Raw genomic sequence first — 25,521 nt, forward strand, 5'->3', positions numbered from 1 at the left:
CAGTGCTCGACCGGCTCAGCGCGGCTTCACGACCAGCAGATGGGCCGTCCCCGCCACAGCGGCGGGCCGGCTGCCGCGATCGGAGGCGGGCGCGAAGCGGGCCGTCGGCAGATAGAGGGCGCCATCGGCCGGATCGAGCGCGCCGGTCCGGGCGCCGTATTCGGTTTGAACCTGCTCGATGACCTTGGGCGCGCCAGGACCATCAAGCGCGATCACGTCAAGTATTCCGTCGCGGCCGCACGGGATAAACGCGGTCCGGCGCGACTGGTCGAGGATCACGCCGTCGGGACCGCGCCCGATGTCGAGAAGTGCCGTTTCCCGGCCGGAATGCGCATCGACGATTGGCGCAAGCGCTGATGAGCTTGGCGGATCCGGGATCAAACGCGAGCCCGGTCGGACCCTCGCAACCCGGCAACGGAATCGCGGCGCCGGGCCGGAGCGTTTGAAGGTCGATCGACTCGATTTCGTTCGCCTCCTCATTGTTGATGAAGAGCATGCCCTCCGGCGTGATCGCCGGCAGTTCGAGGCCGGGCTTGAGCTGGACTGTCGCATACACGCGGATTGTCGCCAGGTCGATCACCGACACGGTGCCGTCCTTCGCGTTCATGACAAAGGCGTGCCTGGACGTCGGGTCGATGATCGCCGCGTCGGGGTTGGCGCCGACGGCGAGCCGCGCGATCTGCCGTCCGGTTCTTTGGTCCAGAATATAAACGCTGTTGTCCTTGCCGCTTGTGACAAGCAGCCTGGAGGAGTTCGGGATGGGGAGCGCCGCGTGTCCGCGCTCGATTTGACCGAGCGTGCGCGCTTTGCCGGCATGCGCGAGATCGACGGCCGTCACATTGGCCGTTCGTGCGACAAAGACTTGGTGCGTGGAAGGAGCGACCGCGACCAGATCCCAGCCGCCGTCCGGCATCACGAGGGATGCAGCCACGGCGTAATGCGGGGAAGACGCGGCATGCCCAGGGGCCGCCAAGCCCAGCGCGAGGCAAATCGTAAGCGACCGGATCATGGCAGTCTCCATTCCTGGGAGGCACGGGGATGTGGAACGAGCCTAGCGCACCGGAGCCCGCGCGCGAGGTAATTCGGGCCGGTTGAGGATTATTGGTCGCGGCAGCGTCTCAAATAATCCGAGGTGCATGATCATCAAAATGAGCAATATCTTCCGGACCAATATCCTCGGCGCCGCGGTCGCGCTGAGCCTGCCGGCGGCGGCCGCCGCGCGCGACGCGGCTGCCTGGGACAGCGCGGGCGGCATCGCTCGCGATGCGCTGGTGGTCGCGGCGCTCGGCGTTCCTGCCATCAAGGGTGACTGGCGGGGAGACGCAGAGGCCGGCGCAAGTCTCGGGAGCGCTGCACTTGCGACCTATGGACTGAAACGCGCTTTTCCCGAACTGCGACCCGACGGCAGCGACCGCAAGAGCTTCCCGTCCGGGCATAGCTCGATTTCGTTTGCCGCCGCCGCGACGCTTCAGAACCGTTATGGCTGGCGCATCGGCCTGCCGGCGCAACTGGTCGCCGGCTTTGTCGGCATCTCGAGAATCGAGGCGCGCAAGCATCATTGGTACGATGTCGTGGCGGGTGCCGCGGTCGGCGAGGCGAGCGGCTTCCTGCTCACGACCAGGCGCAACTCGAGCGTGCGCGTGCTGCCTTGGGCCGGTTCCGGCGATGCGGGCGTCACCGCGCTGGTGCGCTTCTAGGCGGTGCCGTGATCGATCCGGAGAGCCCCGAAGCCTATGGCTTGCGCCGGCATCTGGCGCGAAGCTTCGGAGTCAAGCTCAGCAGCGACATCTACGAGCGGATCTGCGATCTGGGCGTGACGCCGCCGCTCGACCGGGAGCGGCGGCGCCGGCTGGCGGTGATCCGCGCGGCCGGCATCCTGTTCATCCATATCCCCAAAAATGCCGGCATGTCGGTCAGCAGCGCGCTTTATGCCCGGCAAGTGAAGCATTCGACGGTCCGCTATTATCAGCGGGTCGCGCCGGACCTGATCGCGCAGCTGCGAAGCTTTGCGGTCCTTCGCGATCCGATCGAGCGCTTTCTCTCCGCCTATCATTATGCACGCGCGGGTGGCAGCGCGGACAACCGGGTGTCTCTGCCCTTCCGCAGGGATTATCGCGCCTTCGAATCGATCGAGGACGCCCTTGATCATATCGAGAGGGCGGAACTTCCCTATGGGGTCGACCATATCTTCCGGCCGCAAAGCTGGTACATTCTTGACGCATCGGGAAAGGTCGCCGTCGACGATCTGCTGTTGATGGGGGATGTGAGCGCCTATCTGGCGCAGCGGACGGGCAGGCCGCTTCCATGGGTCAATTGCGGCGATGGGAGCTTCGAGGCGCCGACCTCAGCTCAGGTCGATCGCCTCCGCCGCCTCTATCGACGCGACTTCGAGCTCTTCGAGGCGCTTTGCCGGTAAGGGCGCCACGCCCGCAGGTAGCGCGCTCGTGCGCCAGACGAGCCCGGCAAGAAGCGCGCTCGTGGCCGCCGCTTGCAGCAGCGCCTGCATGCCCGCTCCGACCAGGCCGAACCGCATCGTGAGGGGCAGCAAGAGCGGCAGCAGCGCGAGACCAAGCCCTGCATTGGCGAGGACCGATAGGGCGGGCCGGCCCATGGCGATCAGCCCGGCACTGCAGGGCGGCGCGACCAGCAGGATGGTGCGCGCGGCTGCAAGCCAGATCATGACCGCAGCAGCATCGCCAAAGGCGCCGCCGCCCAGCAGGACAGCGATGTCGCGCGAGAAGAAGGCGAGAATGATCAGGATCGGCACTGCCGAGCCGAGCGCTATCGCGATGCAACGCAGCAGCGCTCGCCGGAGCGCGCCGGAGCGGTCGCCTTGGGCGACGAGTTTTGCCAGTTCCGAATAAGCGGCCTGGCCGAGGATCTGGGCAGGTTGGGCCAGCACGACGGTCGCTCGCTGGGCGATCGCGAACAGCCCGGCAGGCCCTGGACCCAGCGTCCAGCCGATCGCGAGCGGCGCCAGCCGCGCCGAAAGGTCGGCAAAGGTCACATCCGCATTGGCTGCGAGCATGAACCGCCACAGGCCGGGCGTGTCGCTAGCGACATTGGTGGGGCGCCCGACCAGTGGCGAGTGGCGAAGGCGCCGGCGCGCGACGACTGCCGCGATCGCCCAGAGCGTTGCCCATTCCGCAAGGGCGGCGATCAGCCAGGCGACAAGGAATCCTGTCAGTCCCCAGCCGGCCGCAGCGACCATTATCGCGCCAACCAGCCGCACCGCGGGCGCGACGGCGCTGTGATAGGCGAGCAGGTCGAAGCGCCGCACCAGCTGGAGCAGGCCGGCCGGAGTGGTCCGTACGGCGCCCAACACCGCCAGGCTGTACGGGATCGCGAGTGCCTGAACGCCGAGGGGCCAGCCAAGGCTGGGGCCGATTATCGGGACCAGCGCTGCTGCGGCGATGATTGCGGCGGCGCCTGCGGCGAGTTCGACCGCTGCGGTAAAGCGCAACAACCGGATGAGCCCGGCTTCATCATGGTCGGCCAGCGCCCGAGCGCCGTAGCGCACTACCGCGTGCCAGCCGGGGAAGCCGATGATCGCGCCTATGACCACGACATAGCCATGAACGAGCACCAGCACGCCGTAGTCGGTGGGGCCGAGGGCACGCGCGGCAATGACCATGTAAATGAGGCTGAGGACGCCCGCCGCGGCCCTTCCGCCCAGCAGCAGCGCGAGGTTTCCGAAGATCCGGCGAACGATGCCCGCTCCTTGGGCGGCCGTTTCAGGCAATCCGCCAGCTCCCAGGGAGAGGCAAGGACCGCCCCCGCCGCGACAAATAGTCCAGGATGGCGCGTGCGCCCCTTGCCGACGACGGCTCGTCCTGAACGTCGAAGGTATAGTCGAACAGCTCGCGCTGGACGGATGCGTAGCGAGGGGCGTGCTCTTCGCTGGCTGCGCGCAATCCGGATTCCAGCTCTGCGGCGTCGCTAATCACCGGTCCCGCTCGCCAATGGGCATAATTGGGATCGCCGTCATAGGAGACGTGATGGGCGTTCAGGAACAGCGCGGGGCGGGGGCGGCGCAAGAACTCATAGATCTGGCTGCTGACATCGCCCAGATAGATGTCGGCCGCATCGGTGTAGCTCATGTCGGTCGAAGCAGGACTGCCCAGATCGATATGGATGTTGGGCGCCTGGAAATACCTGCGGTCGAGATCACGGGGGCGGGCGATGCGAAGCCTGTCGATGCTCAGTGCCCAGCGCCGTTCGAACAGCATCACATGGGGCGCAAAGATCAGGTTGTAGCGATCGCTTGCAAGAAAGAAGTCGAGCACGCGCCGGCCCTGTGTGAACCAGGACGACAAATGCGGCGACACGTGCGGGTTATAGAGGACGGCCGGCCGGCCGGATGCCGCAAAAGGGAGCGTCGCCGGCGCGAGACGCCGCAGGTCGAATTTGGGATAGCCTGTGATGGTGATTCTGGCGGGTTCGACGCCTGCCTCGCCGATCAGCCGATCGCGTATCTTGGGGCCTGCCGCCAGGATATGATCGAAGCGGCTCGCCTCGCGGCCAAAGCCGATTTTCCGGTCTCCTGCGCCATGGTCGGCGAGAATGATCGGGAGGTCCGACAGGCCATAGCGTGTTTTCAGCATCAGCGACGTGCGCTCGGTGACCACCAGCGCGTCGAGCGTTTCGAAGAACTCCAGATTGTCGCGATAGACGAGCAGCTTGCGTGCGGGCAATGCGCGGCCCAGGCCCTGCTCGAGCAGCCGGGACGTGCGGGACGACAGCCCGAGGCGGAGTGGTGACAGCCACGGGTGACCGGCCGCGGCCCCTATGCGGCGGATTTCGTTTGCAAGCTTCTCGCTCGTTGCCGCGAGCACGACCTCGGCGTGTGGCAGCAGCGCGATCGCGATTGGCAGGCTATGCGCGATCTGATGAATCTGGTCGTGATTGAACAGGAATCCGACCCTCATCGAGGCAAATCCGCGGCGCGGTCCGCATCGTACGGCTCGGGGATTGGTGTTCGCGCAGCCGGCGCGCCAGCAAGCGTGGAGCGACGCGCGAGGATGTCGGAAACGAGGGAGTAGTCGCTGAGCTTGTCGACATCGATCGCCGCTTCGGGCGCGCTCAACTCGACCAGACGCGCATCGACGCCGAGCCTTTGCCCGGCCTGTGCGATCGCGTCGCGAAATCCGATCAGGCGCAGGATGGCGCGGAGCGCCAGCAGCGGCCCGAAATGCCAGAAGAGCCGGAACGCCTGTTTGCGGTCGCGCTCGGCGTTGCGCCAGAGTTCAAGCGCACTCGCCACACGTTCGTTCCTGAGCGCGAACAGATTGGCGCCTGAATAGGCGCCGTCAGCGAATTTGAGCCATGTGCGGGCTGTCTCCGGATAGCGGCGAAGCACCGTTTCGCGTTCGACGGCGCCAATCGAGAGGTCGCCCTCCTCAGCGCCGGCGAGGAATTCCTCGACGATTTCCGGGGTCAGCAGCGCATGGTCCGCGGTCGTTACCAGCACGGGCCATCGGCATGACGGGCTCCGAAGGACAGCGCCGATGCTTTCCGCGATGCCCGCATGGCTGACGAAGCCAAGGACTCGCGGATCGGCGCCGAGGCGGTTGCCGGATTCGCGTATCAGCAGTTCCGGTTGCTGGGCGAGGATGATGACCCGGCCGATCTGCGGGACGCGCAGCAGGCATTTCGCGACGCGCTCCAGCATTGTCGCGCCGTGAACGGGGATCAGCGCCTTGTAGCGTTGATTGAAGAAGCGCGCGAGGGGATCGGGCCCCGGCCGCTGACCGGCGAGCAGAATCGCTGTCCAAAGCTGTGCTTGTCCCGCCGCCATTGAGCCGCCTCCTGATCAGAGACGGCGCACCATGATTTATCCGCAGCCCGTCATTGGCAGGAGAGGACGGTAATGAAGAGGCGAGCCGGACGAATGCCCGCTGGCCTTGGTGCGACGGCCACCTCTGCCACGAGTAGAGCCAGCTAGCCCTGATCGCGCGCGCTGCGTTGGTCGACTTGACCCGTCACCGTGAACAGAAAGGATCCCGACCAGGCCAAGAGCAGGATGCCGTTCAGCGAGCCGATGCTGGTGATCAGCCGGATCGCGCCATGGGGCAGGATGTCGCCATTGCCGAGCGAGGAGTAGGTTTCCGCGGCGAAGTAGACGAGCGTCAGCGGAGTCAGCTTCACGCCCGTGATTGAACCCAGGTGCAGCGGGCCCAGCGCGATCTCATAGATGCAGGCGTAGAGCAGGACTTCGACGACATGAGCCGCGATGACCAAGGAGAGCACCGTCGGCACGATCAGGTGGGGATGGTGGTGCAACCTGGAGAGTCGCCCAACCGCCTTCAGCGACTCATAGTGGAAGATCGTCGTTCCGACGACGGCAAGATAGGCGATGAAGACAGCAATCAGGACCGTCATTTCAGAGTGACAGCATCGCATTTGGGTGACCGCGATGCCCAGGGAAGCTTTTTCCCCGCTGCGCTGCAGATGGACACAGGGGATGCAGATTGCCCGCTGATGTGTGTCGGTTGGCAAGCATTGAGCGAAGATATTCTGGCTGCGTCTGCAATCTCGGACTCCGCGGCCGGCTCGGCGCAGCGGGCGCCACGGGCTTGCTGGCAGGCCGGTCGGATCGGCCATTGTGCCCGGACAAATGTCGCGAAGCTGAACGCGGGCGCGGCTGGGCGCATCCGTGCCGCAGATCGATATCGACAGGCGAGGCGAGCGTTGTCGCTCGACGCACGCTGGCGGTCCCGGTAATCAGCGGTCTTGCCGGTGGCGGTTCGGGTGGAGGGATGCGCGTGCGCAGATTCTATTTCGATCTGGTCGAGGGCAACCAGGTCCTTGTGGATTTCGAAGGCCAGTTTCTGACCGATATCGCTGCCGCGAGAGAGGCAGCGGTCAGAACGATCAGGGACCTTTTGGGGGAAGCAGCACGGCGCGGCCTGATCTCGCTCGATGGGTTTATCCGGATCCGCGGAGCCGGAGCTCAGATTGCCGCGATTGTCGCCTTCAGCGAAGCGGTAACGGTAGTGAGCGACTGCACGGCCCAGAGCGAGTGGAATGCGCGCCTACGCCGGACCATTGTCCTGGCCGGTTGACGGACACGCTCAGCTTGAGTCTTTGAAGCTGCCAAGCCTAGCCGTGGCTGGAGATGGGGGGACGGCGTCGCAGGCGAAAATGGGGCGGGGTTCGCGGGCCTGGCGTCCCCGTGAAGCTCGCGACGACTAAGGCGCCGAACGCGGGTCGCGTCCTCGCGAAAACGTCAAGGGGCGAATATCGCGACGGGACGGCTAGCGGAGGGGGCGAGGGCCGCCACGGCGGGCGGTCACTGGGACCAAATGCCGATCAGCGCTGCGACCGACATCATTGCCAGGAAACCGCTGAAGCCGACCAGCAGCCATGAGGGCAAGGTCCTGGTGTCGGGTCGGGGCGGAGGCACGCTGCGATCGATCTGCCGCCAGACCGCGGCAAGAAAGCAGAAGATCGAGAACACGATCAGCACGAGCGTGGCGGCAAAGATCAGCCAGTCGGCGACGAGATCCTGGAGCAGGGCCTTGGTTCCGATGCCCGCGGCGAGGGCGGCGAGCCCGGTTCGGATCCAGGCGGCATAAGTCCGCTCGGCGGCCAGCACCGTCCGGTCGGCGGCGAGTTCGGTGCGCCGATCGGCGCTATCGACCTGCTGTACCGCGCTTTTTTCGAGCTTGCCCGCGCTCGCGGCGAGTTTCGCTTGCGCCGCGGCAGCCCGCTTTTCTGGTTCAGCGTTCATGGATGAGCGCGCCGGCTGGTCATTGCGCACTCGAACGAGGGCCGAAACGGCTGGTTCCAGAGCCCGCCAGTGGCCACCGCTCGGTTCGGCAATGCTCGGCCCAGGGGGCTCGCTACGGCGCTTGGGAATTGTCGATCTCCGACGGGCGCGCGGTTTTGACCGTTACCGGGCTCGTCCTTTAGCGACGAGCCCGGCCCTTCTCTATTCGGGCTTCTTGCCGTGACCTTTCAGCCAGGCTGCAGTTCGACGTTCGGACCTACGACAGGTGACAGTTCAACAGGCCATGAAAGCGCGCGCTCGGTGGAGGCATCTGCACGCCGAATCCGCGATTGTGAAGGCGCGAGGCGGAACAGCGGGGCGCTCGACGTGAGCCATTCAGCAGGTTAGCGGATGCGCTTCTATAGAAGGGAGTAGGACATGAACAGCTCGGATCTCGCGCTGAAAGTGGCAGACCAGGCCAACGTCTCGAAAGCTCAGGCGAAGGCGATCGTCGACCAGGTGTTCGCGGCGATAGGGGAAGCCGCTACGACTGGAAATGAGGTCTCGATCCCGGGATTTGGCAAATTCAAGGTCAAGCATAGCGCGGCGCGCCAGGGCCGCAATCCTCGCACCGGCGATCCGATGGACATTGCCGCGTCGAAAAAGTTGACGTTCACGCCGGCGCTGGCGCTCAAAACCAAACTCAACGGCTGATAAGTCCGGCGCGCGAGGCTGTCAGCCTCGCGCGCGATCTTCAGGCAACCGACCTTTGTTCGAGTGCTGCCAGCCGCTCCTCGCAAGCGGCGCGGACCAACTCCTGCAGGACGGCGATGCGCTCGCCGATCCACTTCAGTTCTTCAGGCCTGATTTTGTAGTGTGGCGAATAGCGGGCCTCGACGTAGGCGCGCCGCAGCAGCTCGAAGCAGCGCTGCCCGAATCTGGTGCCGCGCGGCCATGCTTCGATCAGCCGCAGGTCGTGGCTTTCGGCCTGCGAACGCAGGAAATTGAGCTTATGCGACTTCGGGCTGTAGAGCGTGAGCGTCAGCAAGGCGCAGTGATACAGACGCTCGGCAGCTTGATGAAACAGGAATGCCGCGTCGCGGCTCTTGCCGTTAGCGACGTAAAAATCCGCCCCCATCCTGGCGCTCGACGCCTGTTCGAACCAGTAATCGAAATTGTTCTTCGCCTCCTTCCGCTGCTCGTCCGGCGACAAGGGCTTTGGCGGCTCAAGGTCATGGCCCTCCATTTCGTACAGCGCGATCCCGTCGCGGACTATATCGACGAAGAAAGGTCGACCACGCTGAAGCTGAGTGTTCACGTCGGCGATCGAGTGGACGATGAAGCTGGCGGGCGCGGTCAGCCGGTGGGTGACGCTATATTCGCGCAGGAGGTGATCGTCGGCCTTCGCCCAATATTCGAGCGTGTCGGTGAGCCTGTCGTGGTTGACCACGACCAGCAGGTCGTAATCGGAAACATAGCCGCCGACCGGATCATGAATCCAGTCGCCGCGCGCATAGCTGCCATACAGGATCATTTTGAGAATACGGCCCTGCTTCTTCCACGCTTGGGTGCCCAAGCGGATTGCATCATCGAACTCCTCGAACAGAATTCTTCGAACCCGCTCCAACTCGCGCTGCTTGGCGACGGGCAGATGATCGAGGTCGGTGCGCATGGGAGCGATTTTAGCGGGGATGATCAGGAAGGCCAGCGCGCCGGACGCACTGCTGAAGCTGAACGGTTCAGAACCCATAGGGCCAGAAACGCAACAGGCAGTAGACGTTATTGAAGTCTGTCATGACCACGAGCCGAATGGGCCGCATACCCCGATCGGACGGGGTCCACTTTCCTGAGGTGTCTGCAAGAGATTGAAAATGAGATGAAGGCCGTCTCGTCCGATATGGTCCGAACAGAGATTGCGAGCGCGCAGCCGATCTCCGTGGTCCAGTTCGCACCATAGGCGAAATGCGTGTCCGAGGCCGCCCGAAGCCGGCGTGCCCGGACGCCTTTGAGCTTTACGGGAGACCTTTGCGGCTGGAAGAATGCAGGCGATCCTAAATGGCCTCCGCACGGGGCGACCAAGCCGCCACGCGAGCCGTGATGGCTGGCCGGATGCGTCTCGCCCTGCAAGGATGGCATGGCGCGAGCATGGATGAGGGGGATGCCTCGCTGCTGCGTATGTCCGTTGAAGCACTTTGCCCGGGAGACGCCGAATGCCCGTTTCACTCAACGACTTGGCCCGACGCAACATCGTTCTAGGTGGACTCGCTATGGGCGGCCTTGCGCTGGCAGGGTGCTCCCCTGAGGAGCGGCGAGGCTCCTTCGGCGGCACAAACACGGCGATGGCGGGACCGGATGAAGGGCGGAAAACCGCGGCAATGACGGTTTATCGCGACCCGAGCTGCGGCTGTTGCGAAGCCTGGGCCGCTATTGCCCGAAATGCCGGCTATCAAGTCGCCCTGCTCGACGATGCGAACATGGCCTCGGTCAAGCGCAGGTTGGGAGTTCCGGCGCAGCTCTCCTCCTGCCACACGGCGGTGGTGGGCAATTTTGTCGTCGAAGGACATGTGCCGCTTGCCCAGGTGGACAGGCTACTTCGGGAGCGGCCCGACGGTGTCAGGGGCATCGCCGTCCCGGGGATGCCGATAGGCTCGCCTGGAATGGAATCGCCCGATGGCGCCAAGGACCCGTTTCAGGTCTTTGTGTTCGACCGGGAGGGGCGGACCTCCGTCTTTGCCTGAGGTAAGGACCCCAGGCGCGGCATTCGAGTGCATGATGTTCGGGAACGGTCTCCGCACGTCCGTGAGAGCAACAAAAAATGGCGAATCCCAACCTCGTCGGGCCCCAGACTTACGCGTTGCTTTAACGCCGCGCGTGGAGACGCTTGACCAGTTCAGCCGCCAGCGCGTGCGTCTTCCCTCGGTCCATTTGTGAAGCAAATCAGTCGAGCTTGCGCGCGATCGCCTTGATCGCCTTCAGTCCGGAGCCGAAGCGGGCCATGGCATCCTTGTGCCGTTCTAGTTCCCCATAGGGGAGATAGGATATGTCGAGGTCCGCCACACGCCTAAAGGCGGGGCGATGAAGCTGCGCGCGAACCTCCGCTTCGCGGGAGTCCGGTGCAACGAGAAACAGCCCGGCGCTTGCATGGAGGTCGCAGCCTGACAGCGCGAGATCGAGCATGCGTACGATCCCCGAATAGATCGACGTGCTATGTTCCACCTCAAAGGCTGCGGTGACGGCGCCGGTCGCCTCGAGCCAGAGCACGTCGATGAGCCGGATGGCGTCAGCGGCCGGCGACGTGGCGACCGATTGCGGCAACCGATCGAGGCAGCCTTGGCCAAGGGGTATTCCATTGTGGATGCGGCTGCGGTCATTGGCGGCGATCCATACCTGACGACCGAGCGCCAGGCCGAGATCGCGTAGCCAGGCCTGGATTTCAGCATGGGTACGATCCGTCTCACCTTGCGCGGTGGCGGTCTTGTCGAGCTTCAGCGCTTCAGCACGCGCCTCCTCCAGCCGCTCCATCCAAGTCCGGCCCGCCGTCTCATCGCCATCGAGCGGTGGGGCCGGGTAGCGGCCGCTGCCGACATCGAACAACAGCCCGCCGATTGCACCGAGGTCATTGGAGAGTAGGTCCCGATAGCGGTCGTTCAGGTCCAGGATGCCGGCGCGCATTGCCAGGAAGTGATCCCAGGACCCCAGTTTCACCTTCGCACCGGTCAAGGCATTATAGCCGTTGACGATCGCCGTGTTGAACGGCGGAACCAGGGTTGGATGAAGGAAGTAAAGCAGATTGGCGACCGCTGGTCCGAGGCCCTTGATCCTGAGCCTGTCGATGTCGCGGATGTAGCCGATAACTTCCTCGGCTGTGTCACAGCAGGAGCAGGCATCGAGCAGTCGGCCAAACGCGCGCTGATGTTCTGGATTCTCGTAGATGTCGGGGATGCGGAGCTTGGGCTTCCATAGAAAGGCGTGATCGGCGCCTTTGAAGATCTGGCGCTGCTCGGCCACGGAGTGAACCACGGTTTCCAGCGACGACCCGCGATAAGCGACGCCGAAGGTGCCTGCCTCGATTTCCGCGACGACTTGCTGGATCCCACGCCGGATCGACCGGAAGTTCTTCAGCCGCTCATCCCACAGAAACCAGGAGCGATAGGTGGCGCCAGGGTCCTCGCGCCACCGTGACACTAACGCGCGTACGGGGTCCTGGCCCGATTGGGAGAAGGATTGGGGCTGCGCTGCAAGTGTTGACATCTGGGCCACGGGGGAGAGCTGATCCTTGGGAAGTCGTGTTGACGGGCCATGGTGTCGGCCTGGACCGCCGAGGTCAACTCAGCCGGTCGGGTCACCTGCTCGGCCGCTGGCGAGCGTACCGACATCCGATAGAGATGGCGTTCCAGCCTCGGTTGCCGGATTCGACCGATTACAAATATTTCATGCCGCGGATCCCAGCAGCTTTGATCTGGCTCATTTACTCCTGTGCCCCGGTTTGCGATAAGGGCCAGGTGATCAGGCTTTTGGCCGCCTTGCTGCTCGCGTTTTCGCTGCTGTCCAGCCCTGCCTGGGCGCATCCCGTTCGGCAGTCTGACTGCACGGCAATGTCCTCCGGTCACGAAAGTCAGCGCGACCACGATATGGATTGTTGCAAGTCTTCGTGCACGATGGCTGCCGCCGTGGCGCTGCCGGCAGTGAAGCTCTCCACTCCCGCGCCATTGCCGGCCGGCATGGCGCCTTGGCCATCATCCGCATCGAAGCTCGTCCCGACCAATTGGGCCGCAATCGATCCGCCCCCGAAGAACTAGGACAATTACGGACTAGTGCTTTGGCGAGTGCGCGCACAAACGCGCCCGTCTGGCATTGACTGAACCGTGACGCGGTAGGCCTTGCCGGCCCGTCCAGTCCTGACGGATCATCTGATGAATTCAACTATGAAGCGAGCGCTCGAGCTCGCCGGGCTTGCATTGGCTGCTAGTTGGTCGCCTGCTGCTCATGCCCAAAACATGTTGTCGCTCGATCAAGCTGTCGCCCTCGCCTTGGGCGATCAACCCACAGTGCAGGCGTATCGCCGCGAGGCCGACGCCTCGGAGCAGGCGGCCGAGACCGCACGGACGCTGCCGGATCCGCAGGTTTCCGCCGGAGTGCAGAACCTCCCGGTGACCGGGTCCATGGCATTCAACCCGAGCCGTGACACGATGACGATGTACACGATCGGCGTCATGCGCGAGCAGGTCCGCCGGTCGAAGCGAGAGGCGGAGGCCTATCAGCTTCACGTCGAGGCCGTTGCGAGCCGGGCCGAGGCCAGTGCCGAAGAGCGGCAGATTCGGCGCGCCGTGATGATCGCGTGGTTGCTGGCTGTCGAAGCAGAGGCCAAGCAGCGGCTGTTGAAGCAGGTCATCGCCGACTTGAAGACGGGACGGCAGGTCATGGAGGCGGGCGTGCCGACCGGCGCCTCAACGCCGTCACTTGCTCTTCAGGCGCAGGCCGAAGTCGCCATTGCAGAGGCTGATCTTGCGCAGGCGGGCGAGCAGGAAATGCGCGCGCGCGCCGAACTGGCCCGCTGGATCGGCCAAGCTGCCGACCGCCCGCTGCCCGACAGGGTGCCCGCGCTGAAACCGCCGCCGGAGGTCGAGGCCGACATCGCCGGCCATCCCCTGCTGCGTGTCGCCGAAGCGCAGGAGGAAGCGGCGCGAGGCCAGATCGGTGTCGCGCGCGCGCAGCGCAAGCCTGATATCAGCTGGTCGGCGATGTATGGCTGGCGGCCGAGCTACGACAATATGGTGAGCGTCCAGGTCAGCATCCCGCTGTTCGTCAACAGGAAGAACCGGCAGGATCGCAAGATCGTGGAAGCCTCGGCCCGGGCGGATGCTGCGAGGCTGCGGGTCGAGAGTACGCGGCGCGAGCTTCGTGCAGCGTACGCAGCGGCGCTCGCCGATTATCGCGGCGCCGACGCGCGGCTCAACAAGATCATCAAGGACGCGATTCCTGCCCTCGAAGCGTCGTTCGAGGCGGCCAGAGCCCGCTATGCGGCCGGCCCAGGCTCGCTCGAACTGCCGCTGACGATCGTGCGCCGATACGTCGAGACAAACATCCAGTCGGTTGAAGAGCAGGCCAAGCGCGCACGTGCCGCGGTCGAGCTCGCCTATCTTTCCGGAGATCTCGTGAAATGAATGCGATGAGCAAGAAAGTCGCCGCTGGCGGCATCGCGCTCGCTTTGGCGATGGCTGGAGGCGGCTATTGGCTCGGCTCCTCGGGCATGCTGGGCGGAGGCTCGCCCGGCGCGAGCGGCAGCGGCGAAAGCGCCGGCGGGGTGACGCAGGACGGTTCCGGTCGCAAGGTTCTCTACTGGTACGACCCGATGCTGCCGATGGAGCGCTACAATGCGCCCGGCAAGTCCTCGATGGGCATGGACCTGCAGCCCAAATATCAGGACGAAGCGGCGGGCGGCGACGGAGTTCGCGTCTCGCCCGAAGTCCAGCAGAATCTGGGCGTTCGTACGGCCCGGGTGGTGTTCGACAACATGGTGCCGGCGACTTCCGCGGTCGGTCGCGTGGAGGTCGACGAGAGGCGGATCGTCGAGGTGCAGACCCTCACGGCCGGATTCGTCGAGAAGCTGAGCGTGCGTGCCGTCGGCGAGCCGGTGGCGCGCGGCAAGCTCGTTGCCTCGGTCTATTCACCCGAGCTCTATGGCGCCCAGCAGGAATATAGCTCTCTCCTCAAGATTGGCAGCTCGGCGATTACGCCCGGCTTGAGGCAAGCGGCGCGGCAGCGGCTTGCATTGCTGGGTCTGCCCGAGGGGGCGATCCGGAATCTTGACCGGGGCGGGCGGCCTCAGCGCACCTATGCCGTCTATGCTCCCCGCACGGGGATCGTGACCGCGATCGGTGCCAGGCCGGGCGCGCGAGTCGAGCCCGGGCAGTCCATCGTCACGCTGGCCGATTTGTCTCAGGTCTGGGTCGTGGCCGAGGTTCCAGAGGCACGTCTCGGCCTGTTGAAAGTGGGGCAGACGGTCGAGATCAGCTTCGCGGCCTATCCGGACGAGCCGCGTCAGGGGCGCATCGATTATATCTTTCCGACGCTTGACCCCGAGGCCCGGACCGGACGCGTGCGGATCACGCTCGCCAATCCGGGCGGACAGCTTCGCATCGGCATGTACGCGAATGTGGTAATCTCCGGCAGCCCGACGGGCGCCCTGGTGGTTCCCTCCGAGGCCGTGATCTCGACGGGCAAGCGCGATGTGGTCATCGTCCAGCGGAACGGCGCCTTCATGCCTGTCGAGGTCGAGGTCGGGCGGACTGTCGGCGACCGGACCGAGATCAGGCGCGGTCTCAATCTCGACGACGTCGCAGTGGTCTCTGGCCAGTTCCTAATTGACTCCGAGGCTTCGCTCGCCGGCTTGATCGAGCGCCTTCATAAGGCACCGGACCATTCCGGGCATTCGGCCGCGCTCGTCGAGGCGCGCGGTGTCATCAAGTCGCTCGACGCGAAGGGGCGCAGGGTGACGCTCTCGCACGAAGCGATCGGCGCGCTTGGCTGGCCGGCCATGACGATGAGCTTCCCTGTCAAGGATTCGTCCGTTCTTCGCGGCCGCAGCGCAGGCGAACGCGTGCGCTTCTCCTTTGCCAAGCCGGCAGAGGGCCTGACGCCCGTCATCGAACGGATCGTGCCGGAGTCCGCGAAATGATCGAGCGCATCATCCGCTGGTCGGCGGCTAACCGGCTGCTCGTCCTCCTCGCTGCGGTCTTCCTGGCACTGGCGGGGATCTTCTCGATCAACCGCACCCCGTTGGACGCCCTTCCCGACCTGTCCGACGTGCAGGTGATCATCCGCACCCCCTATCCGGGACAGGCGCCGCAGATCGTCGAAAGCCAGGTCACCTATCCGATCGCGACGACCATGCTTTCGGCGCCTGCCGTCAAGGCGGTTCGCGCCTTTTCGCTGTTCGGAGACTCGTTCGTCACGGTGATCTTCGAGGACGGGACCGACCTTTACTGGGCGCGGTCACGGACGCTCGAATATCTGAACCAGGCGGCGGGGCGCCTACCCTCGGGCGTCACGCCGGCGCTTGGCCCGGATGCCACCGGCGTCGGCTGGGCATATCAATATGCGCTGGTCGATCGCACCGGCCGCCACGATCTCGGGCAGCTCCGCGCCCTTCAGGACTGGTTCCTCAAATATCAGCTGAAAGAAGTGCCCGGGGTCGCCGAGGTCGCCAGTGTCGGGGGCATGGTCCGCGCGTTTCAAGTGCAGGTCGATCCCGAGAAGCTGCAGCTATATCGCATTTCGGTCGGTGCCGTGATGGACGCGCTCCGGACCGCGAACAACGAGAGCGGCGGATCGGTGATCGAGCGCGGCGAGGCGGAATATATGATCCGGGTCGGCGGCTATCTCCGCGACCTCGACGATTTCCGCAATATTCCCCTGAAGGTCAGCGAGGGAGGCGTTCCGGTCACGATCGGTGACATCGCCCGGGTCCAGGTCGTTCCCGATTTCCGGCGGGGCATTGCCGAGCTCAATGGCCAAGGCGAAGTGACCGGCGGCGTCATCGTCGTTCGCGCCGGTGCCGACACGCGGTCGGTGATCGACGCCGTCAAGACGAAGATGGAGGAGCTCAAATCCTCCTTGCCCCAGGGGGTCGAGGTGGTGACGGTCTATGACCGGTCCGAGGTCATCGACCGGTCGATCGAGAATCTGTGGGAGAAGCTTGGCGAGGAGTTCCTTGTCGTCGCGATCGTCTGCGCCGTGTTCCTGCTTCACCTTCGGTCCGCGCTGGTGGCGATCATCACCTTGCCGCTTGGTGTCCTCGCGGCCTTCATCATCATGCATTCCCAAGGCGTCAACGCGAACATCCTGTCGCTGGGCGGTATCGCGCTGGCGATCGGCGCCATGGTCGATGCGGCCGTGGTCATGATCGAGAATGCCCACAAGAAGCTGGAGCATGCCGAACAGGAACATGGCGGGATGACCGAGCCGCTCCGTCGAAAGGTGCTGGTCGAGGCCGCCGTCGAGGTCGGGCCGGCGCTGTTCTTCTCCCTCCTCATCATAACGCTGTCGTTCCTCCCGGTGTTTTCGCTCGAGGCCCAGGAAGGAAAGCTGTTCAAGCCGCTGGCGTTCACCAAGACCTATTCGATGGCCGCCGCGGCGGGGCTCTCGATCACGCTGATCCCGGTGCTCATGGTGATGTTCATCAAGGGGCGGATCCGGCCGGAAAGCGAGAACCCGATCAACCACTTCTTGATCGCTTCGTACCGGCCTGCCCTGCACTGGGTCCTCCGGCGGCCCAAGATCGTCGTCGGGCTCGCTGCGCTCGCGTTGCTCGCCACCGCCTGGCCCGCGTCACGCCTTGGCGGCGAGTTCATGCCGGCGATCGCTGAAGGCGACCTTCTTTACATGCCGACCGCGCTCCCCGGCCTTTCCGCTTCGAAAGCGTCCGAACTGCTCCAGATCACCAACCGGATGATCAAGACCATTCCGGAGGTGAAGACCGTTTTCGGGAAGGCCGGACGCGCCGAGACCGCGACCGATCCGGCCCCAATCGAGATGTTCGAGACGACCATTCAGCTGAAGCCGAAAAGCGAGTGGCGGCCAGGAATGACGACGGACAAGATCATCGCCGAGCTGGACGCGCGGGTGAAGGTGCCGGGGCTCGCCAATGTCTTTGTGCCACCGATCCGCAACCGCATCGATATGCTTGCGACCGGCATCAAGAGTCCGGTTGGCGTGAAGGTGACCGGCCCCGACTATGCGACGCTTGACAGGCTCGGGGCGGAGATCGCGAAGGTGGTCAAGACGGTCCCGGGCACGAGCTCGGCGATCTCGGACCGCATGCTCGGCGGCCGCTATATCGATATTCGCGTCGACCGTCTCGCCGCTGCCCGTTTCGGCCTCTCAATCGACGACGTCCAGAACACCGCAGCGGCTGCGGTAGGGGGCATGCCTGTCGACGAGAAGATCGAAGGACTGGCCCGTTTCCCGATCAACGTGCGCTTTCCGCGCGAGACGCGTGACAGCGTCGATGCCCTGCGCGCACTGCCGATCGTGACCACAAAAGGCGCGATCGTTCCCCTTGGAGCGGTGGCGTCCGTCGAGATTGCGGACGGTCCGGTCATGATCAAGAGCGAGAATGCGCGGCCCTCGGTCTGGGTCTATGTCGATGTGCGTGGCCGCGACATCGTGGGCTTCGTCGACCAGGCGCGGGGCAAGATCGCGGCTCAAGTCAAATTGCCTCCGGGCTATTCGATCGCCTGGTCGGGGCAGTTCGAATATGCCGAACGCGCCGCGCAGCGGCTGATTTGGATCGTGCCGCTGACCATCGGCATCATTTTCCTGCTGCTCTACATGGCCTTCAAGCGCGCCCGCGAAGCGCTGATCGTGCTGCTCACTCTCCCCTTCGCCCTGGTTGGGGGTGTCTGGCTGATCTACCTGCTCGGCCACGCCGTCTCGGTAGCGACGGCGGTGGGGTTCATCGCGCTTGCCGGCCTCGCGGCGGAGTTCGGCGTGATCATGCTCGTCTATCTCGACCGCTCGATCGAAGAACGGGTCGAAAAGGGACGCTTCTCCAGTGAGGATGACCTCGAGCACGCCCTTATGGAAGGCGCCGTGCTTCGCGTAAGGCCCAAGGCCATGACCGCCGCCGTGATCCTCGCCGGGTTGTTCCCATTGCTGATCGGCACTGGCACCGGCTCGGAAGTGATGCAGCGGCTGGCCGCTCCGATGATCGGCGGCATGATCACGGCGCCGCTGCTGTCGCTGTTCGTCCTGCCGGCAGTGTACAAGCTTCTCGGCTGGGAACGGTTCACCCGCACCGTTGGCGGTGAGCCGTTGACTCTTGCTGCGCCGGCCCAAGCTTGCGGCCCCGGCGATGGAGAAGCGGACGAGCAGCAGAGTGGGCACAAACGATATTCGTGATTCTACCTATTCTGGGCCGGGCCGAAGTCAAATAGGCTCAAGCCAATGAGGCGATGATGACGAAGGCGGGAGCGGTGTACGCGCAGAAAAAGCGATTTGAGCGGCGAACATTGTGTCCGGGCGCACTCCCGCGAAAGACCACCAAAGGCGCAGATCATGACTCGGTAGCACATTGGAGGAAGTCTTATGAAACTGAGAACAGCTATACGTTTCGTAAGCGGACTGCTGCTGCTGGGAAGCGCTCATGTCGCGCCAGCGCAGGGGATTGGGCATTCCTTCTTCATGCGCGGCTCGATTGTGGGACTTGAGAGCGGGCAAGGGGTGATCTGCATTGGAAAAGCAGACGGCGCCGAGCCTGCGCAGCTTCTCGAGGTTTACCGCATCGAGCCGATACCCGGGCCGCCGCGAACAGCGGCCCCGGCCTTCCGGCGCAAGCTTGTCGGGCATGTGCGCGTCGAGCAGATCGTGGATGATCATTTCGCGCGGATCAGCGTCGTCAATGGAGCGCCTCGCCTTCATGATATTGCCGAGACAAAGCGCGTGAAGCGCTAGCCGTCTCTCAATCTCGCGACAGCTTCTGTCACCCGTGAACTAAAGGACCCGACATGGACATCGGTATTGTGGGAGTGGGGCGTATGGGCGGCGGCATAGCACGCCGCCTCCTCGCCGACGGGCACAGGTGCGTCGTGTTCGATCGCTCTCCCGCCGCTGTCGAGGGCGTCGTCGCGGCGGGCGCAGTCGCGGCGCCAAGTCTTGCCGAGATGGTGGCGCAGCTCTCCTGCCCAAGGGCCATCTGGCTGATGCTGCCCGCCGGCGGGGTCACGGACGAAGCCGTGAACAGACTTTCATCGCTCCTGGCGCGCGGCGACACGCTGATCGACGGCGGGAACGGCTACTGGAAGGACGCACCGGAGCGCGCCCTCGAACTGGAGCGCAAGGGCATCGCTTTCCTGGATGTCGGCACATCAGGAGGTGTGGGGGGCGAGCGCCGCGGTTTCTGCCTGATGATTGGCGGCCCCGAAACCGCGGTCCGATGGCTTCAGCCAATCTTCAACTCGCTCGCGCTCGCTGGCTCGAACGGCGGCGCCTATATCCATGCCGGACCGAACGGGGCGGGACACTTCGTAAAAATGGTCCATAATGGGATCGAATATGGGATGATGCAGGCGATGGCCGAAGGCTTCGACATCCTGCGTCAGGCGCCCTCGCAACTTGGCGCCGCTTTCGACCTGTCGCGGATCGCCGAGACATGGCGGCATGGGAGCGTCGTATCATCCTGGCTGCTTGACCTGCTCGCCGAACAACTCGCCGAGGACCCGCTGCTCCGCGACTTTTCCGGTGTCGTGGATGATTCAGGCGAGGGTCGCTGGACGATCCAGACGGCGATCGAGCAGGGCGTGGCGGCCGATGTGCTGTCGGCCGCTCTGTTTGCGAGATTCAGGACGCGCGATGTGACTCACTTTTCCGGCAAGGTCTTGTCGGCGATGCGCAAGGGCTTTGGCGGTCATGTCGAAGCGCCTGCCGCGGAGCTGGTCGCAATTGCTAGGAATCCTGTTCGTCCGTGAGCGGACAGCCAGTAGAGTGCCAATAGCTTCGATTATCCTGTCTCATGTGGAGGAGTAGGTTCAAATGGCTCAGAAGCGCAACAGCCTCGGCTTGGCAGCCGGCGGCTTGATCATCATCGCCGCCTTGGTGACAAGTGGCTGCAACAACAGTGAAAAGGGCAATACAGCCGCGCTCAACTCTAATAATTCCGTCGATGCTGCGGCTAACAACCTGGTCGTGCCGGGCAATGACGTCTCGGCCTCCGGCAACTATGCCGGTGAAGATGACCGAGGCGAGGGCATGGCCGCCGACATGGAGCGCGAACACCATCAGGAAATGGATCATCGCGACATGCGCATGGGCGACAGGAGCAGGGGCAATGCAGATGAACCCGACACGCAAGCGGACAACCAAGCGATGCCAATGAATCATATGTGATCGGGAGCCCAGGCGAGAAGATGTCGATGCGCCAGTCGTCCTGGCTTCCGGCAAGTCTGTTCTCCGCCCTGGCGGCTGTGGCGATCGCCTCGCCTGCCCTGGCCCAGGAGGGCAGCGAGCACTCCGCTCATCACGAGTCATCCCCGGCTGCCCCGATGGGCGCCGGCGCAGGCGCGCAGCCAGCTTCCGGTTCCGGAATGTCGGGGATGATGGGGTCGATGGGCTCGATGGATGAGGGCGAGCATGGCGACCGCAGGCAGAACCCCTTTTTCGCGCAGCTCCTTGCCATTCCCCCAATCGATGCGCGCGCGCGCCAGGAACTTCGGGTAACGGCCGCCGATCGGGTCCATCAGGGGCTGAAGCTGATCGGGGAGGGCTCGGCGGCGGGGATGCACGCAGACACGCCTGCGCAGCAACTCGACGCCGCGCGCCAGCTCAGGGAGGGAGTTGATCTCTTCCGAAGCGGTTCCGCCGCCCAAGCCGCCCTCGCAGGTTCGCAACCTCCTTCCAAAGTTGCTGCCGACTGGTTTCGGGATCAGCTTTCAATCGAGCCGCCGATGCAGGCCCACACCGATTTCCCGGTCGGACTATCCCCTGCGCATCTGCTCCTGATGCTGTTCCTGCTAGCGGTGAGCGGGAGCCTAATCGGCCTGCAATGGGCCCGTACGCGACGCATTCGCCGGATCGTGACGGATTCCCAAGCAACCGGTGCTCCACCCGCCCACGCCCCCGCGGCCGCCGCTTCCGCTCCCGGCCCGATCTCAGCAAAGGTTGCGTCCGCGGCGCCTGCGAGCGCGCCGTTCGCCACATTCGATGCATTGCCACCCAGCAACGCGGCGTCTCCGGCGGGAGCATCGCTCAGAAGGCCGAAGCCGTGGACCGGCTCGCTGCGGGTGGTGCAGATCGTCCGAGAGACGCCGACGGTGCAGACGTTTCGCCTTGCTGACCCCTCTGCGGACCGGCTGCCGTTCGATTTCCTGCCCGGCCAGTTCCTTCAGGTCGAGGTGGAGCCTGAGTCCGGCAAGCCTGCCCGTCGGTCCTACACGATCGCTTCTTCACCGACCCAGCGGGCATTTGTTGAGTTGACCGTGAAACGCGAGCAGCAGGGTGTGGTGTCGTGCTACCTGCATGACACGCTCAAGGTTGGCGATCTTCTCAAGATCTCCGGTCCGTTCGGCGCGTTCACTTTCACCGGCACCGATGCGGACAGCATCGTTCTCATTGCGGGCGGGGTCGGCATCACGCCGATGATGTCGGTGCTGCGCTATCTCACCGACACCGCCTGGTCAGGCGAAATTTTCTTCCTCTATGGCGCGCGATCAACGGAGGAGTTCGTCTTCAGGGACGAGCTCGAACGGCTCGAGCGGCGTCATGAGAATCTGCATGTGCTCGGCGTTATGAAACGTGCCCCAGGAACTGTCTGGCTCGGGCCAGAGGGCAACATCACCAAGGAGATGCTGGTCGCCGCGGTTCCCGATATTGCCCGGCGTCGAATCCATCTCTGCGGCCCACCGCCGATGATGGCAGCGATAAAAGCGCAGCTTGCCGAGCTAGGCGTTGCCGAGGCGCAACTCCATACAGAAGCATTTGGGCCGGCATCCCTGCCCGTCGAACCTGTCGAGGTGGTCGCAGAGCCGACCGCTGTCGCCACGGAGGCGAAATCTGCCGAGTCGCTTGCCGGCTCCGCTAATGTCGCTGCAACAACCATCACCTTCTCGGTCGCCGGCGTCTCAGCTGCTTTGCCGGCCGGGCAGACGGTCCTCGAAGCGGCGGAAGGAGCCGGCGTCGAGATTCCTTACGCCTGCCGGGTCGGCGAATGCGGTGTGTGTGTCGTCAAGTTGCTGGACGGAGAGGTGACGATGGCTGTGGAGACCGGCCTGGCGCCGTCTGACAAGGCGAACGGTTATGTGCTCGCCTGCCAAGCCAAAAGCACCGGAAAGCCGCTCGTGGTAGAAGCCTGATGCGCGAACGCGGTGATGTGCTGATCGGCGTGCTGGTTGGCTTTCTGCTGCTCTTTCCGCTGGGATATCTCGTCCATGTGTCGCCCCGATTTCCGGGCAGCCTCGCTGGCGGTATCCTTGGGATCGTTGCAGCATTGTTGATGCTGCTGACGCTGCCCTATGTGGCGGCAAAGCATATCGGCTGGGTAGAGCGGCGCCTGTCGAAGCGGATCGCGACGCCGACCCTGCTCGCGATTCACATCTATGCGGGCGTGCTGGCGCCGCTGATCGGGCTCATCCACGCTGCCCACACATTCGGGAGCCCTCTTGGCGTAGCGCTGACCGGGCTCATTCTGCTCACCGTGATGAGCGGCTTCATTGGCCGGTATCTTCTCGCGCAGATGGCAAGAGCGTTGCGTGGGCGCCGCTCCGAACTGGCATCGCTGAAATCAGCATTTCTGAACCTGCCGGCGCCGGTCGCAGGGGCGGATGAGAATACCCGGCTGCCGGGGCGCTGGGCGGGCTATTTCTTTGCAGCCGGCGATACACCCTCAGTACCGGTGCCGGAAGACAGGGTCGCGCTCGCGTCCGCTCTTTCCGACACCGAATATGCAGTACGTGCCGAAGAAGCGACCAACGCGCTTTTCGGGAAGTGGCGCGTCTTTCACATTGTGTGCGGCGTGCTGCTGTACGCGGCGCTGCTGCTCCATATTGGCGCTGCGATCTATTACGGGCTGCGTTGGTTATGATCGCGCGCGCCTTCTGGTATCTCGCTTCCTTTCTGGTGCTGGCTGCCGTCTTGCTGGGACTGGCGGCTGTGACGCGGCCCAATGCGCCGGCGTCCGCGGGGCTGGTCGCCCGCCTGGTTTCGCCGGGGCCTTCGTCGGAGGCGCACCAGAGTTTTGCTGGCCAATGTACGGCGTGTCACACACCGCTGAAGGGGGTTGAGGCGGCGACCTGTCTCAGCTGTCATGCAGGAGCCGATTTCGGTGGCAAGCAGTCGACCCAGTTCCATGCCGCGGCGGCCCAGTGCACCTCCTGTCATGTCGAGCATGAAGGCAGGCGCAGCCCAAGTGCAATGGACCATGACGCGCTGCTTGATGCGAGGCTCTGGCGCTATCCCCTAACGGTCCGAGGCGCGCCCGTGCAGGCAGCATCGGGGGTGTTGGATTGCGCCGGCTGCCATTCACTGCGGGATCCGCACGAAGGACTGTTTGGAACGGACTGCGCAACCTGTCACTCAACTGAGAGCTGGCAGATCTCGGGCTACCTTCATCCTTCGGTCAACTCGACCCAATGCTCGGAATGCCACAAGGCCCCTCCGAGCCATTACATGGAACATTTCAGCATGGTTTCGCAGCGTGCGGCTAACCGCCGCGCCCGCGTCGAACAATGCTTTGCCTGTCACACGACCGACAGCTTCAACAACGTCCGGGGGCGTGGCTGGTATGACCATCACTGATTTCCCCGCGGATTGGCTCAGCGCCTTCTTCAAGCTCGCGGTGATCGTGCTCGAACTGTGCGGCACGCTCACTATCCTGATCGGTGCCGCAATGGCGGTCATCGTCTTCGTGAAGCAATGGTCGCGGGGTGCAGCGGGCGACGCATACCGGCCGTTTCGATCAGGTCTGGGCCGGAGCATTCTCCTCGGTCTGGAATTTCTGGTCGCCGGAGACATCGTCAAGTCGCTTGTGATCAATCCCACGCTCGACGACCTGATTGTGCTCGCCGGACTGGTTCTGGTGCGCACGTTCCTCAGCATCTCCCTGGGAGTCGAGATCAACGGCCACTGGCCGTGGCAAGACACTCGAATGGAAAGGGAGAAGGGGCGTAAAGGCAACAGCGATATCGCTCGAGATCCCGCGCCGTCGCGCGAAGGCTTTTGAGCGGCCCTGATCGATGTTCAACCCGTGAAATGCTTTGGAGGTCTCAATGCACACTCGCCGGACAGTCCTCGGGACGACCTTGGCCGCAGCCTCGGTGACGGCAACGGCAGGGCTGGCGCAGTCTTCGGGCAGTCATATGGCCGGGATGTCGCTGGACGAATGCGCGGACATGTGCGCCAGGTCGCAGCGCATGTGCCTCGAAACCGCCCGCTATTGTCTCGAGCGGGCGGGATCGCGCCCCGACTTCGCCGCACTTGCCGTGCTGCTCTCGGACTGTGCGGAAATCTGCCAGACGACCGCCGACTCGCTGGTGCGACGATCGGCGCTCCATTCCATTCTCTGCGATGCCTGCGCGCGGGCCTGCGTTGCTTGTGCTCTTGAATGCGCAAAGCTTCCTCAAGACGAGCAGCTTCGCCGATGCGCCGCGACATGTCGCGAGTGTGCGACCAGCTGCGAGGGAATGGCCAAAATGAGCTATTGAGACCAATCTAGGCTGGGTCAGTCTCTTTATTAACATTGATCAAGTCGGGCACCGTGGAGGATTGGCGAAGAGAATTTGCGGCAAACGCTACGTACAAGACCGGATATGACGAGCACAGATGGTCGCGATAAAAGCTCCGAGCAGGACAGAAGCAAAGCTGTTTCGGTATTTCTGGGAGACTTGATATGCGCGCCTTTTCTCTGACCATTGCCGCTCTGGGATTCGTCTTCGCGAGTGCGAGTCCGGCCTTTGCCGACGACACGAAGATGGTGCCGCCGCAAGCCACTGCTGCGCCGGCGAAATCTGGCGCACCCCATGCTCATCAGAAGGGGATGCAGCATGGGGGTCAGCAAATGCATGACAAGATGATGCACGATCATGAAATGGGCATGCAGAGCATGTCCAAAAAGTCTGGCATGAAGATGGGCTGTGGCGACAAGGCCGGCTGCAAAGGCAAGGGCATGAAGGGCATGACCGACAAGGACAAGCCGGCCGACAAGCCGATGCCGATGGAACACCAGATGTAGCATCGGGAGAAGCGGGGTCGGCCTGTTGCCAGTCACGGTGCCAGGCCGATCCAGCTTTGGGTGCCATTCCGGCCGCCGACACACGAACATC

Annotated in this window: 26 protein-coding genes; 17 read left to right on the forward strand and 9 right to left on the reverse strand. The window is 64.1% G+C overall.

Going from position 1 to position 25,521, the window contains the following annotated elements:
* Positions 1-15: 15 nt before the first annotated feature.
* A complete protein-coding gene (locus HJG53_RS18765) occupies positions 16-216 on the reverse strand; it encodes a hypothetical protein (RefSeq protein WP_254447729.1) in 201 nt (66 codons plus the stop codon).
* A gap of 1 nt (position 217) precedes the next feature.
* Positions 218-913: a YncE family protein gene (locus HJG53_RS12530; protein ID WP_254447730.1), complete on the reverse strand. Its 696-nt coding sequence runs from the start codon at positions 911-913 to the stop codon at positions 218-220.
* Positions 914-1,148: 235 nt separating this feature from the next.
* Between HJG53_RS12530 and HJG53_RS12535 the strand changes: the two genes are divergently transcribed.
* On the forward strand, positions 1,149-1,697 hold the full coding sequence (locus tag HJG53_RS12535; protein ID WP_171131074.1) for a phosphatase PAP2 family protein: 549 nt from the start codon (positions 1,149-1,151) through the stop codon (positions 1,695-1,697).
* A gap of 8 nt (positions 1,698-1,705) precedes the next feature.
* Entirely contained in the window at positions 1,706-2,416 is a 711-nt protein-coding gene (locus tag HJG53_RS12540; protein WP_217352814.1) for a sulfotransferase family 2 domain-containing protein, read from the forward strand.
* Here the strand turns inward: HJG53_RS12540 and HJG53_RS12545 are convergent.
* From HJG53_RS12545 to HJG53_RS12560, 4 genes are all read right to left on the reverse strand, one after another.
* A complete protein-coding gene (locus HJG53_RS12545) occupies positions 2,345-3,742 on the reverse strand; it encodes a lipopolysaccharide biosynthesis protein (protein WP_254447731.1) in 1,398 nt (465 codons plus the stop codon). The two genes, HJG53_RS12540 and HJG53_RS12545, sit on opposite strands and share 72 nt — an antisense overlap.
* Positions 3,735-4,928, reverse strand: a complete 1,194-nt coding sequence (locus HJG53_RS12550) for a hypothetical protein (protein WP_171131076.1) — start codon at positions 4,926-4,928, stop codon at positions 3,735-3,737. The genes HJG53_RS12545 and HJG53_RS12550 overlap by 8 nt, the downstream gene beginning before the upstream one ends.
* Positions 4,925-5,797, reverse strand: a complete 873-nt coding sequence (locus tag HJG53_RS12555; RefSeq protein ID WP_171131078.1) for a nucleotidyltransferase family protein — start codon at positions 5,795-5,797, stop codon at positions 4,925-4,927. The genes HJG53_RS12550 and HJG53_RS12555 overlap by 4 nt, the downstream gene beginning before the upstream one ends.
* Before the next feature lie 143 nt (positions 5,798-5,940).
* The gene (locus tag HJG53_RS12560; RefSeq protein WP_171131080.1) at positions 5,941-6,381 is read right to left on the reverse strand and encodes an ion channel; all 441 of its coding nucleotides are present in this window, start codon (positions 6,379-6,381) and stop codon (positions 5,941-5,943) included.
* A 383-nt stretch (positions 6,382-6,764) separates the two neighbouring features.
* Between HJG53_RS12560 and HJG53_RS12565 the strand changes: the two genes are divergently transcribed.
* Positions 6,765-7,064 carry a hypothetical protein gene (locus HJG53_RS12565; RefSeq protein ID WP_171131082.1) on the forward strand — a complete coding sequence of 100 codons (300 nt, stop codon included), beginning with the start codon at positions 6,765-6,767 and terminating at the stop codon, positions 7,062-7,064.
* Positions 7,065-7,291: 227 nt separating this feature from the next.
* On the opposite strand, the gene HJG53_RS12570 is transcribed toward HJG53_RS12565, so the two are convergent.
* Complete coding sequence (locus tag HJG53_RS12570; RefSeq protein ID WP_171131084.1) at positions 7,292-7,732, reverse strand: YidH family protein; 441 nt, start codon at positions 7,730-7,732, stop codon at positions 7,292-7,294.
* A 417-nt stretch (positions 7,733-8,149) separates the two neighbouring features.
* Here HJG53_RS12570 and HJG53_RS12575 point away from each other — a divergent pair, with 417 nt between their 5' ends.
* Positions 8,150-8,425: an HU family DNA-binding protein gene (locus HJG53_RS12575; RefSeq protein WP_171131086.1), complete on the forward strand. Its 276-nt coding sequence runs from the start codon at positions 8,150-8,152 to the stop codon at positions 8,423-8,425.
* A gap of 40 nt (positions 8,426-8,465) precedes the next feature.
* Here the strand turns inward: HJG53_RS12575 and HJG53_RS12580 are convergent, their stop codons facing one another.
* Positions 8,466-9,461 carry a HEPN domain-containing protein gene (locus HJG53_RS12580; RefSeq protein WP_368039576.1) on the reverse strand — a complete coding sequence of 332 codons (996 nt, stop codon included), beginning with the start codon at positions 9,459-9,461 and terminating at the stop codon, positions 8,466-8,468.
* A 625-nt stretch (positions 9,462-10,086) separates the two neighbouring features.
* Here HJG53_RS12580 and HJG53_RS12585 point away from each other — a divergent pair.
* Positions 10,087-10,449, forward strand: a complete 363-nt coding sequence (locus HJG53_RS12585; RefSeq protein ID WP_254447732.1) for a DUF411 domain-containing protein — start codon at positions 10,087-10,089, stop codon at positions 10,447-10,449.
* A 199-nt stretch (positions 10,450-10,648) separates the two neighbouring features.
* On the opposite strand, the gene HJG53_RS12590 is transcribed toward HJG53_RS12585, so the two are convergent.
* Positions 10,649-11,962 (reverse strand): type II restriction endonuclease, encoded by a 1,314-nt coding sequence (locus tag HJG53_RS12590; protein ID WP_171131227.1) that lies wholly within the window; start codon positions 11,960-11,962, stop codon positions 10,649-10,651.
* A gap of 134 nt (positions 11,963-12,096) precedes the next feature.
* On the opposite strand from HJG53_RS12590, the gene HJG53_RS12595 reads away from it, so the two are divergent.
* The 12 genes from HJG53_RS12595 to HJG53_RS12650 all read left to right on the forward strand — a co-directional run bounded on the left by HJG53_RS12595 (position 12,097) and on the right by HJG53_RS12650 (position 25,430).
* Entirely contained in the window at positions 12,097-12,510 is a 414-nt protein-coding gene (locus HJG53_RS12595; protein ID WP_217352815.1) for a hypothetical protein, read from the forward strand.
* A gap of 198 nt (positions 12,511-12,708) precedes the next feature.
* Positions 12,709-13,875, forward strand: coding sequence for a TolC family protein (locus tag HJG53_RS12600; protein WP_171131091.1), 1,167 nt, complete (start codon positions 12,709-12,711; stop codon positions 13,873-13,875).
* A gap of 5 nt (positions 13,876-13,880) precedes the next feature.
* Positions 13,881-15,389, forward strand: coding sequence for an efflux RND transporter periplasmic adaptor subunit (locus HJG53_RS12605; protein ID WP_171131093.1), 1,509 nt, complete (start codon positions 13,881-13,883; stop codon positions 15,387-15,389).
* Positions 15,386-18,613: an efflux RND transporter permease subunit gene (locus HJG53_RS12610; protein WP_171131095.1), complete on the forward strand. Its 3,228-nt coding sequence runs from the start codon at positions 15,386-15,388 to the stop codon at positions 18,611-18,613. Before HJG53_RS12605 ends, HJG53_RS12610 begins: the two co-directional genes overlap by 4 nt.
* A gap of 186 nt (positions 18,614-18,799) precedes the next feature.
* Positions 18,800-19,165, forward strand: coding sequence for a hypothetical protein (locus HJG53_RS12615; protein WP_171131097.1), 366 nt, complete (start codon positions 18,800-18,802; stop codon positions 19,163-19,165).
* A 53-nt stretch (positions 19,166-19,218) separates the two neighbouring features.
* Positions 19,219-20,178 (forward strand): phosphogluconate dehydrogenase (NAD(+)-dependent, decarboxylating), encoded by a 960-nt coding sequence (gene gnd, locus HJG53_RS12620; protein ID WP_171131099.1) that lies wholly within the window; start codon positions 19,219-19,221, stop codon positions 20,176-20,178.
* A gap of 64 nt (positions 20,179-20,242) precedes the next feature.
* The gene (locus HJG53_RS12625; protein WP_171131101.1) at positions 20,243-20,596 is read left to right on the forward strand and encodes a hypothetical protein; all 354 of its coding nucleotides are present in this window, start codon (positions 20,243-20,245) and stop codon (positions 20,594-20,596) included.
* Positions 20,597-20,622: 26 nt separating this feature from the next.
* Positions 20,623-22,557, forward strand: a complete 1,935-nt coding sequence (locus HJG53_RS12630; RefSeq protein WP_171131230.1) for a 2Fe-2S iron-sulfur cluster-binding protein — start codon at positions 20,623-20,625, stop codon at positions 22,555-22,557.
* Positions 22,557-23,285: a hypothetical protein gene (locus HJG53_RS12635; protein ID WP_171131103.1), complete on the forward strand. Its 729-nt coding sequence runs from the start codon at positions 22,557-22,559 to the stop codon at positions 23,283-23,285. The genes HJG53_RS12630 and HJG53_RS12635 overlap by 1 nt, the downstream gene beginning before the upstream one ends.
* Complete coding sequence (locus tag HJG53_RS12640; RefSeq protein WP_171131105.1) at positions 23,282-23,998, forward strand: cytochrome c3 family protein; 717 nt, start codon at positions 23,282-23,284, stop codon at positions 23,996-23,998. The genes HJG53_RS12635 and HJG53_RS12640 overlap by 4 nt, the downstream gene beginning before the upstream one ends.
* Positions 23,985-24,422, forward strand: a complete 438-nt coding sequence (locus HJG53_RS12645) for a DUF1622 domain-containing protein (protein WP_171131107.1) — start codon at positions 23,985-23,987, stop codon at positions 24,420-24,422. The genes HJG53_RS12640 and HJG53_RS12645 overlap by 14 nt, the downstream gene beginning before the upstream one ends.
* Positions 24,423-25,088: 666 nt before the next feature.
* Positions 25,089-25,430 carry a hypothetical protein gene (locus HJG53_RS12650; protein ID WP_171131109.1) on the forward strand — a complete coding sequence of 114 codons (342 nt, stop codon included), beginning with the start codon at positions 25,089-25,091 and terminating at the stop codon, positions 25,428-25,430.
* The last annotated feature ends 91 nt before the right edge of the window (positions 25,431-25,521 follow it).

The organism is Sphingomonas sp. ID1715, from assembly GCF_013044515.1.
GTDB lineage: Bacteria > Pseudomonadota > Alphaproteobacteria > Sphingomonadales > Sphingomonadaceae > Sphingomonas_B.

Coding starts and splice junctions, on each gene's coding strand:
- HJG53_RS12530 (WP_254447730.1), bottom strand. CDS start 913: ATGCCGGACGGCGGCTGGGATCTGGTCGCGGTCGCTCCTTCCACGCAC.
- HJG53_RS12535 (WP_171131074.1), top strand. CDS start 1,149: ATGAGCAATATCTTCCGGACCAATATCCTCGGCGCCGCGGTCGCGCTG.
- HJG53_RS12550 (WP_171131076.1), bottom strand. CDS start 4,928: ATGAGGGTCGGATTCCTGTTCAATCACGACCAGATTCATCAGATCGCG.
- HJG53_RS12555 (WP_171131078.1), bottom strand. CDS start 5,797: ATGGCGGCGGGACAAGCACAGCTTTGGACAGCGATTCTGCTCGCCGGT.
- HJG53_RS12560 (WP_171131080.1), bottom strand. CDS start 6,381: ATGACGGTCCTGATTGCTGTCTTCATCGCCTATCTTGCCGTCGTCGGA.
- HJG53_RS12570 (WP_171131084.1), bottom strand. CDS start 7,732: ATGAACGCTGAACCAGAAAAGCGGGCTGCCGCGGCGCAAGCGAAACTC.
- HJG53_RS12575 (WP_171131086.1), top strand. CDS start 8,150: ATGAACAGCTCGGATCTCGCGCTGAAAGTGGCAGACCAGGCCAACGTC.
- HJG53_RS12580 (WP_368039576.1), bottom strand. CDS start 9,461: ATGGGTTCTGAACCGTTCAGCTTCAGCAGTGCGTCCGGCGCGCTGGCC.
- HJG53_RS12585 (WP_254447732.1), top strand. CDS start 10,087: ATGACGGTTTATCGCGACCCGAGCTGCGGCTGTTGCGAAGCCTGGGCC.
- HJG53_RS12590 (WP_171131227.1), bottom strand. CDS start 11,962: ATGTCAACACTTGCAGCGCAGCCCCAATCCTTCTCCCAATCGGGCCAG.
- HJG53_RS12595 (WP_217352815.1), top strand. CDS start 12,097: ATGGCGTTCCAGCCTCGGTTGCCGGATTCGACCGATTACAAATATTTC.
- HJG53_RS12600 (WP_171131091.1), top strand. CDS start 12,709: ATGTTGTCGCTCGATCAAGCTGTCGCCCTCGCCTTGGGCGATCAACCC.
- HJG53_RS12605 (WP_171131093.1), top strand. CDS start 13,881: ATGAGCAAGAAAGTCGCCGCTGGCGGCATCGCGCTCGCTTTGGCGATG.
- HJG53_RS12610 (WP_171131095.1), top strand. CDS start 15,386: ATGATCGAGCGCATCATCCGCTGGTCGGCGGCTAACCGGCTGCTCGTC.
- HJG53_RS12615 (WP_171131097.1), top strand. CDS start 18,800: ATGAAACTGAGAACAGCTATACGTTTCGTAAGCGGACTGCTGCTGCTG.
- gnd (WP_171131099.1), top strand. CDS start 19,219: ATGGACATCGGTATTGTGGGAGTGGGGCGTATGGGCGGCGGCATAGCA.
- HJG53_RS12625 (WP_171131101.1), top strand. CDS start 20,243: ATGGCTCAGAAGCGCAACAGCCTCGGCTTGGCAGCCGGCGGCTTGATC.
- HJG53_RS12630 (WP_171131230.1), top strand. CDS start 20,623: ATGCGCCAGTCGTCCTGGCTTCCGGCAAGTCTGTTCTCCGCCCTGGCG.
- HJG53_RS12635 (WP_171131103.1), top strand. CDS start 22,557: ATGCGCGAACGCGGTGATGTGCTGATCGGCGTGCTGGTTGGCTTTCTG.
- HJG53_RS12640 (WP_171131105.1), top strand. CDS start 23,282: ATGATCGCGCGCGCCTTCTGGTATCTCGCTTCCTTTCTGGTGCTGGCT.
- HJG53_RS12645 (WP_171131107.1), top strand. CDS start 23,985: ATGACCATCACTGATTTCCCCGCGGATTGGCTCAGCGCCTTCTTCAAG.
- HJG53_RS12650 (WP_171131109.1), top strand. CDS start 25,089: ATGCGCGCCTTTTCTCTGACCATTGCCGCTCTGGGATTCGTCTTCGCG.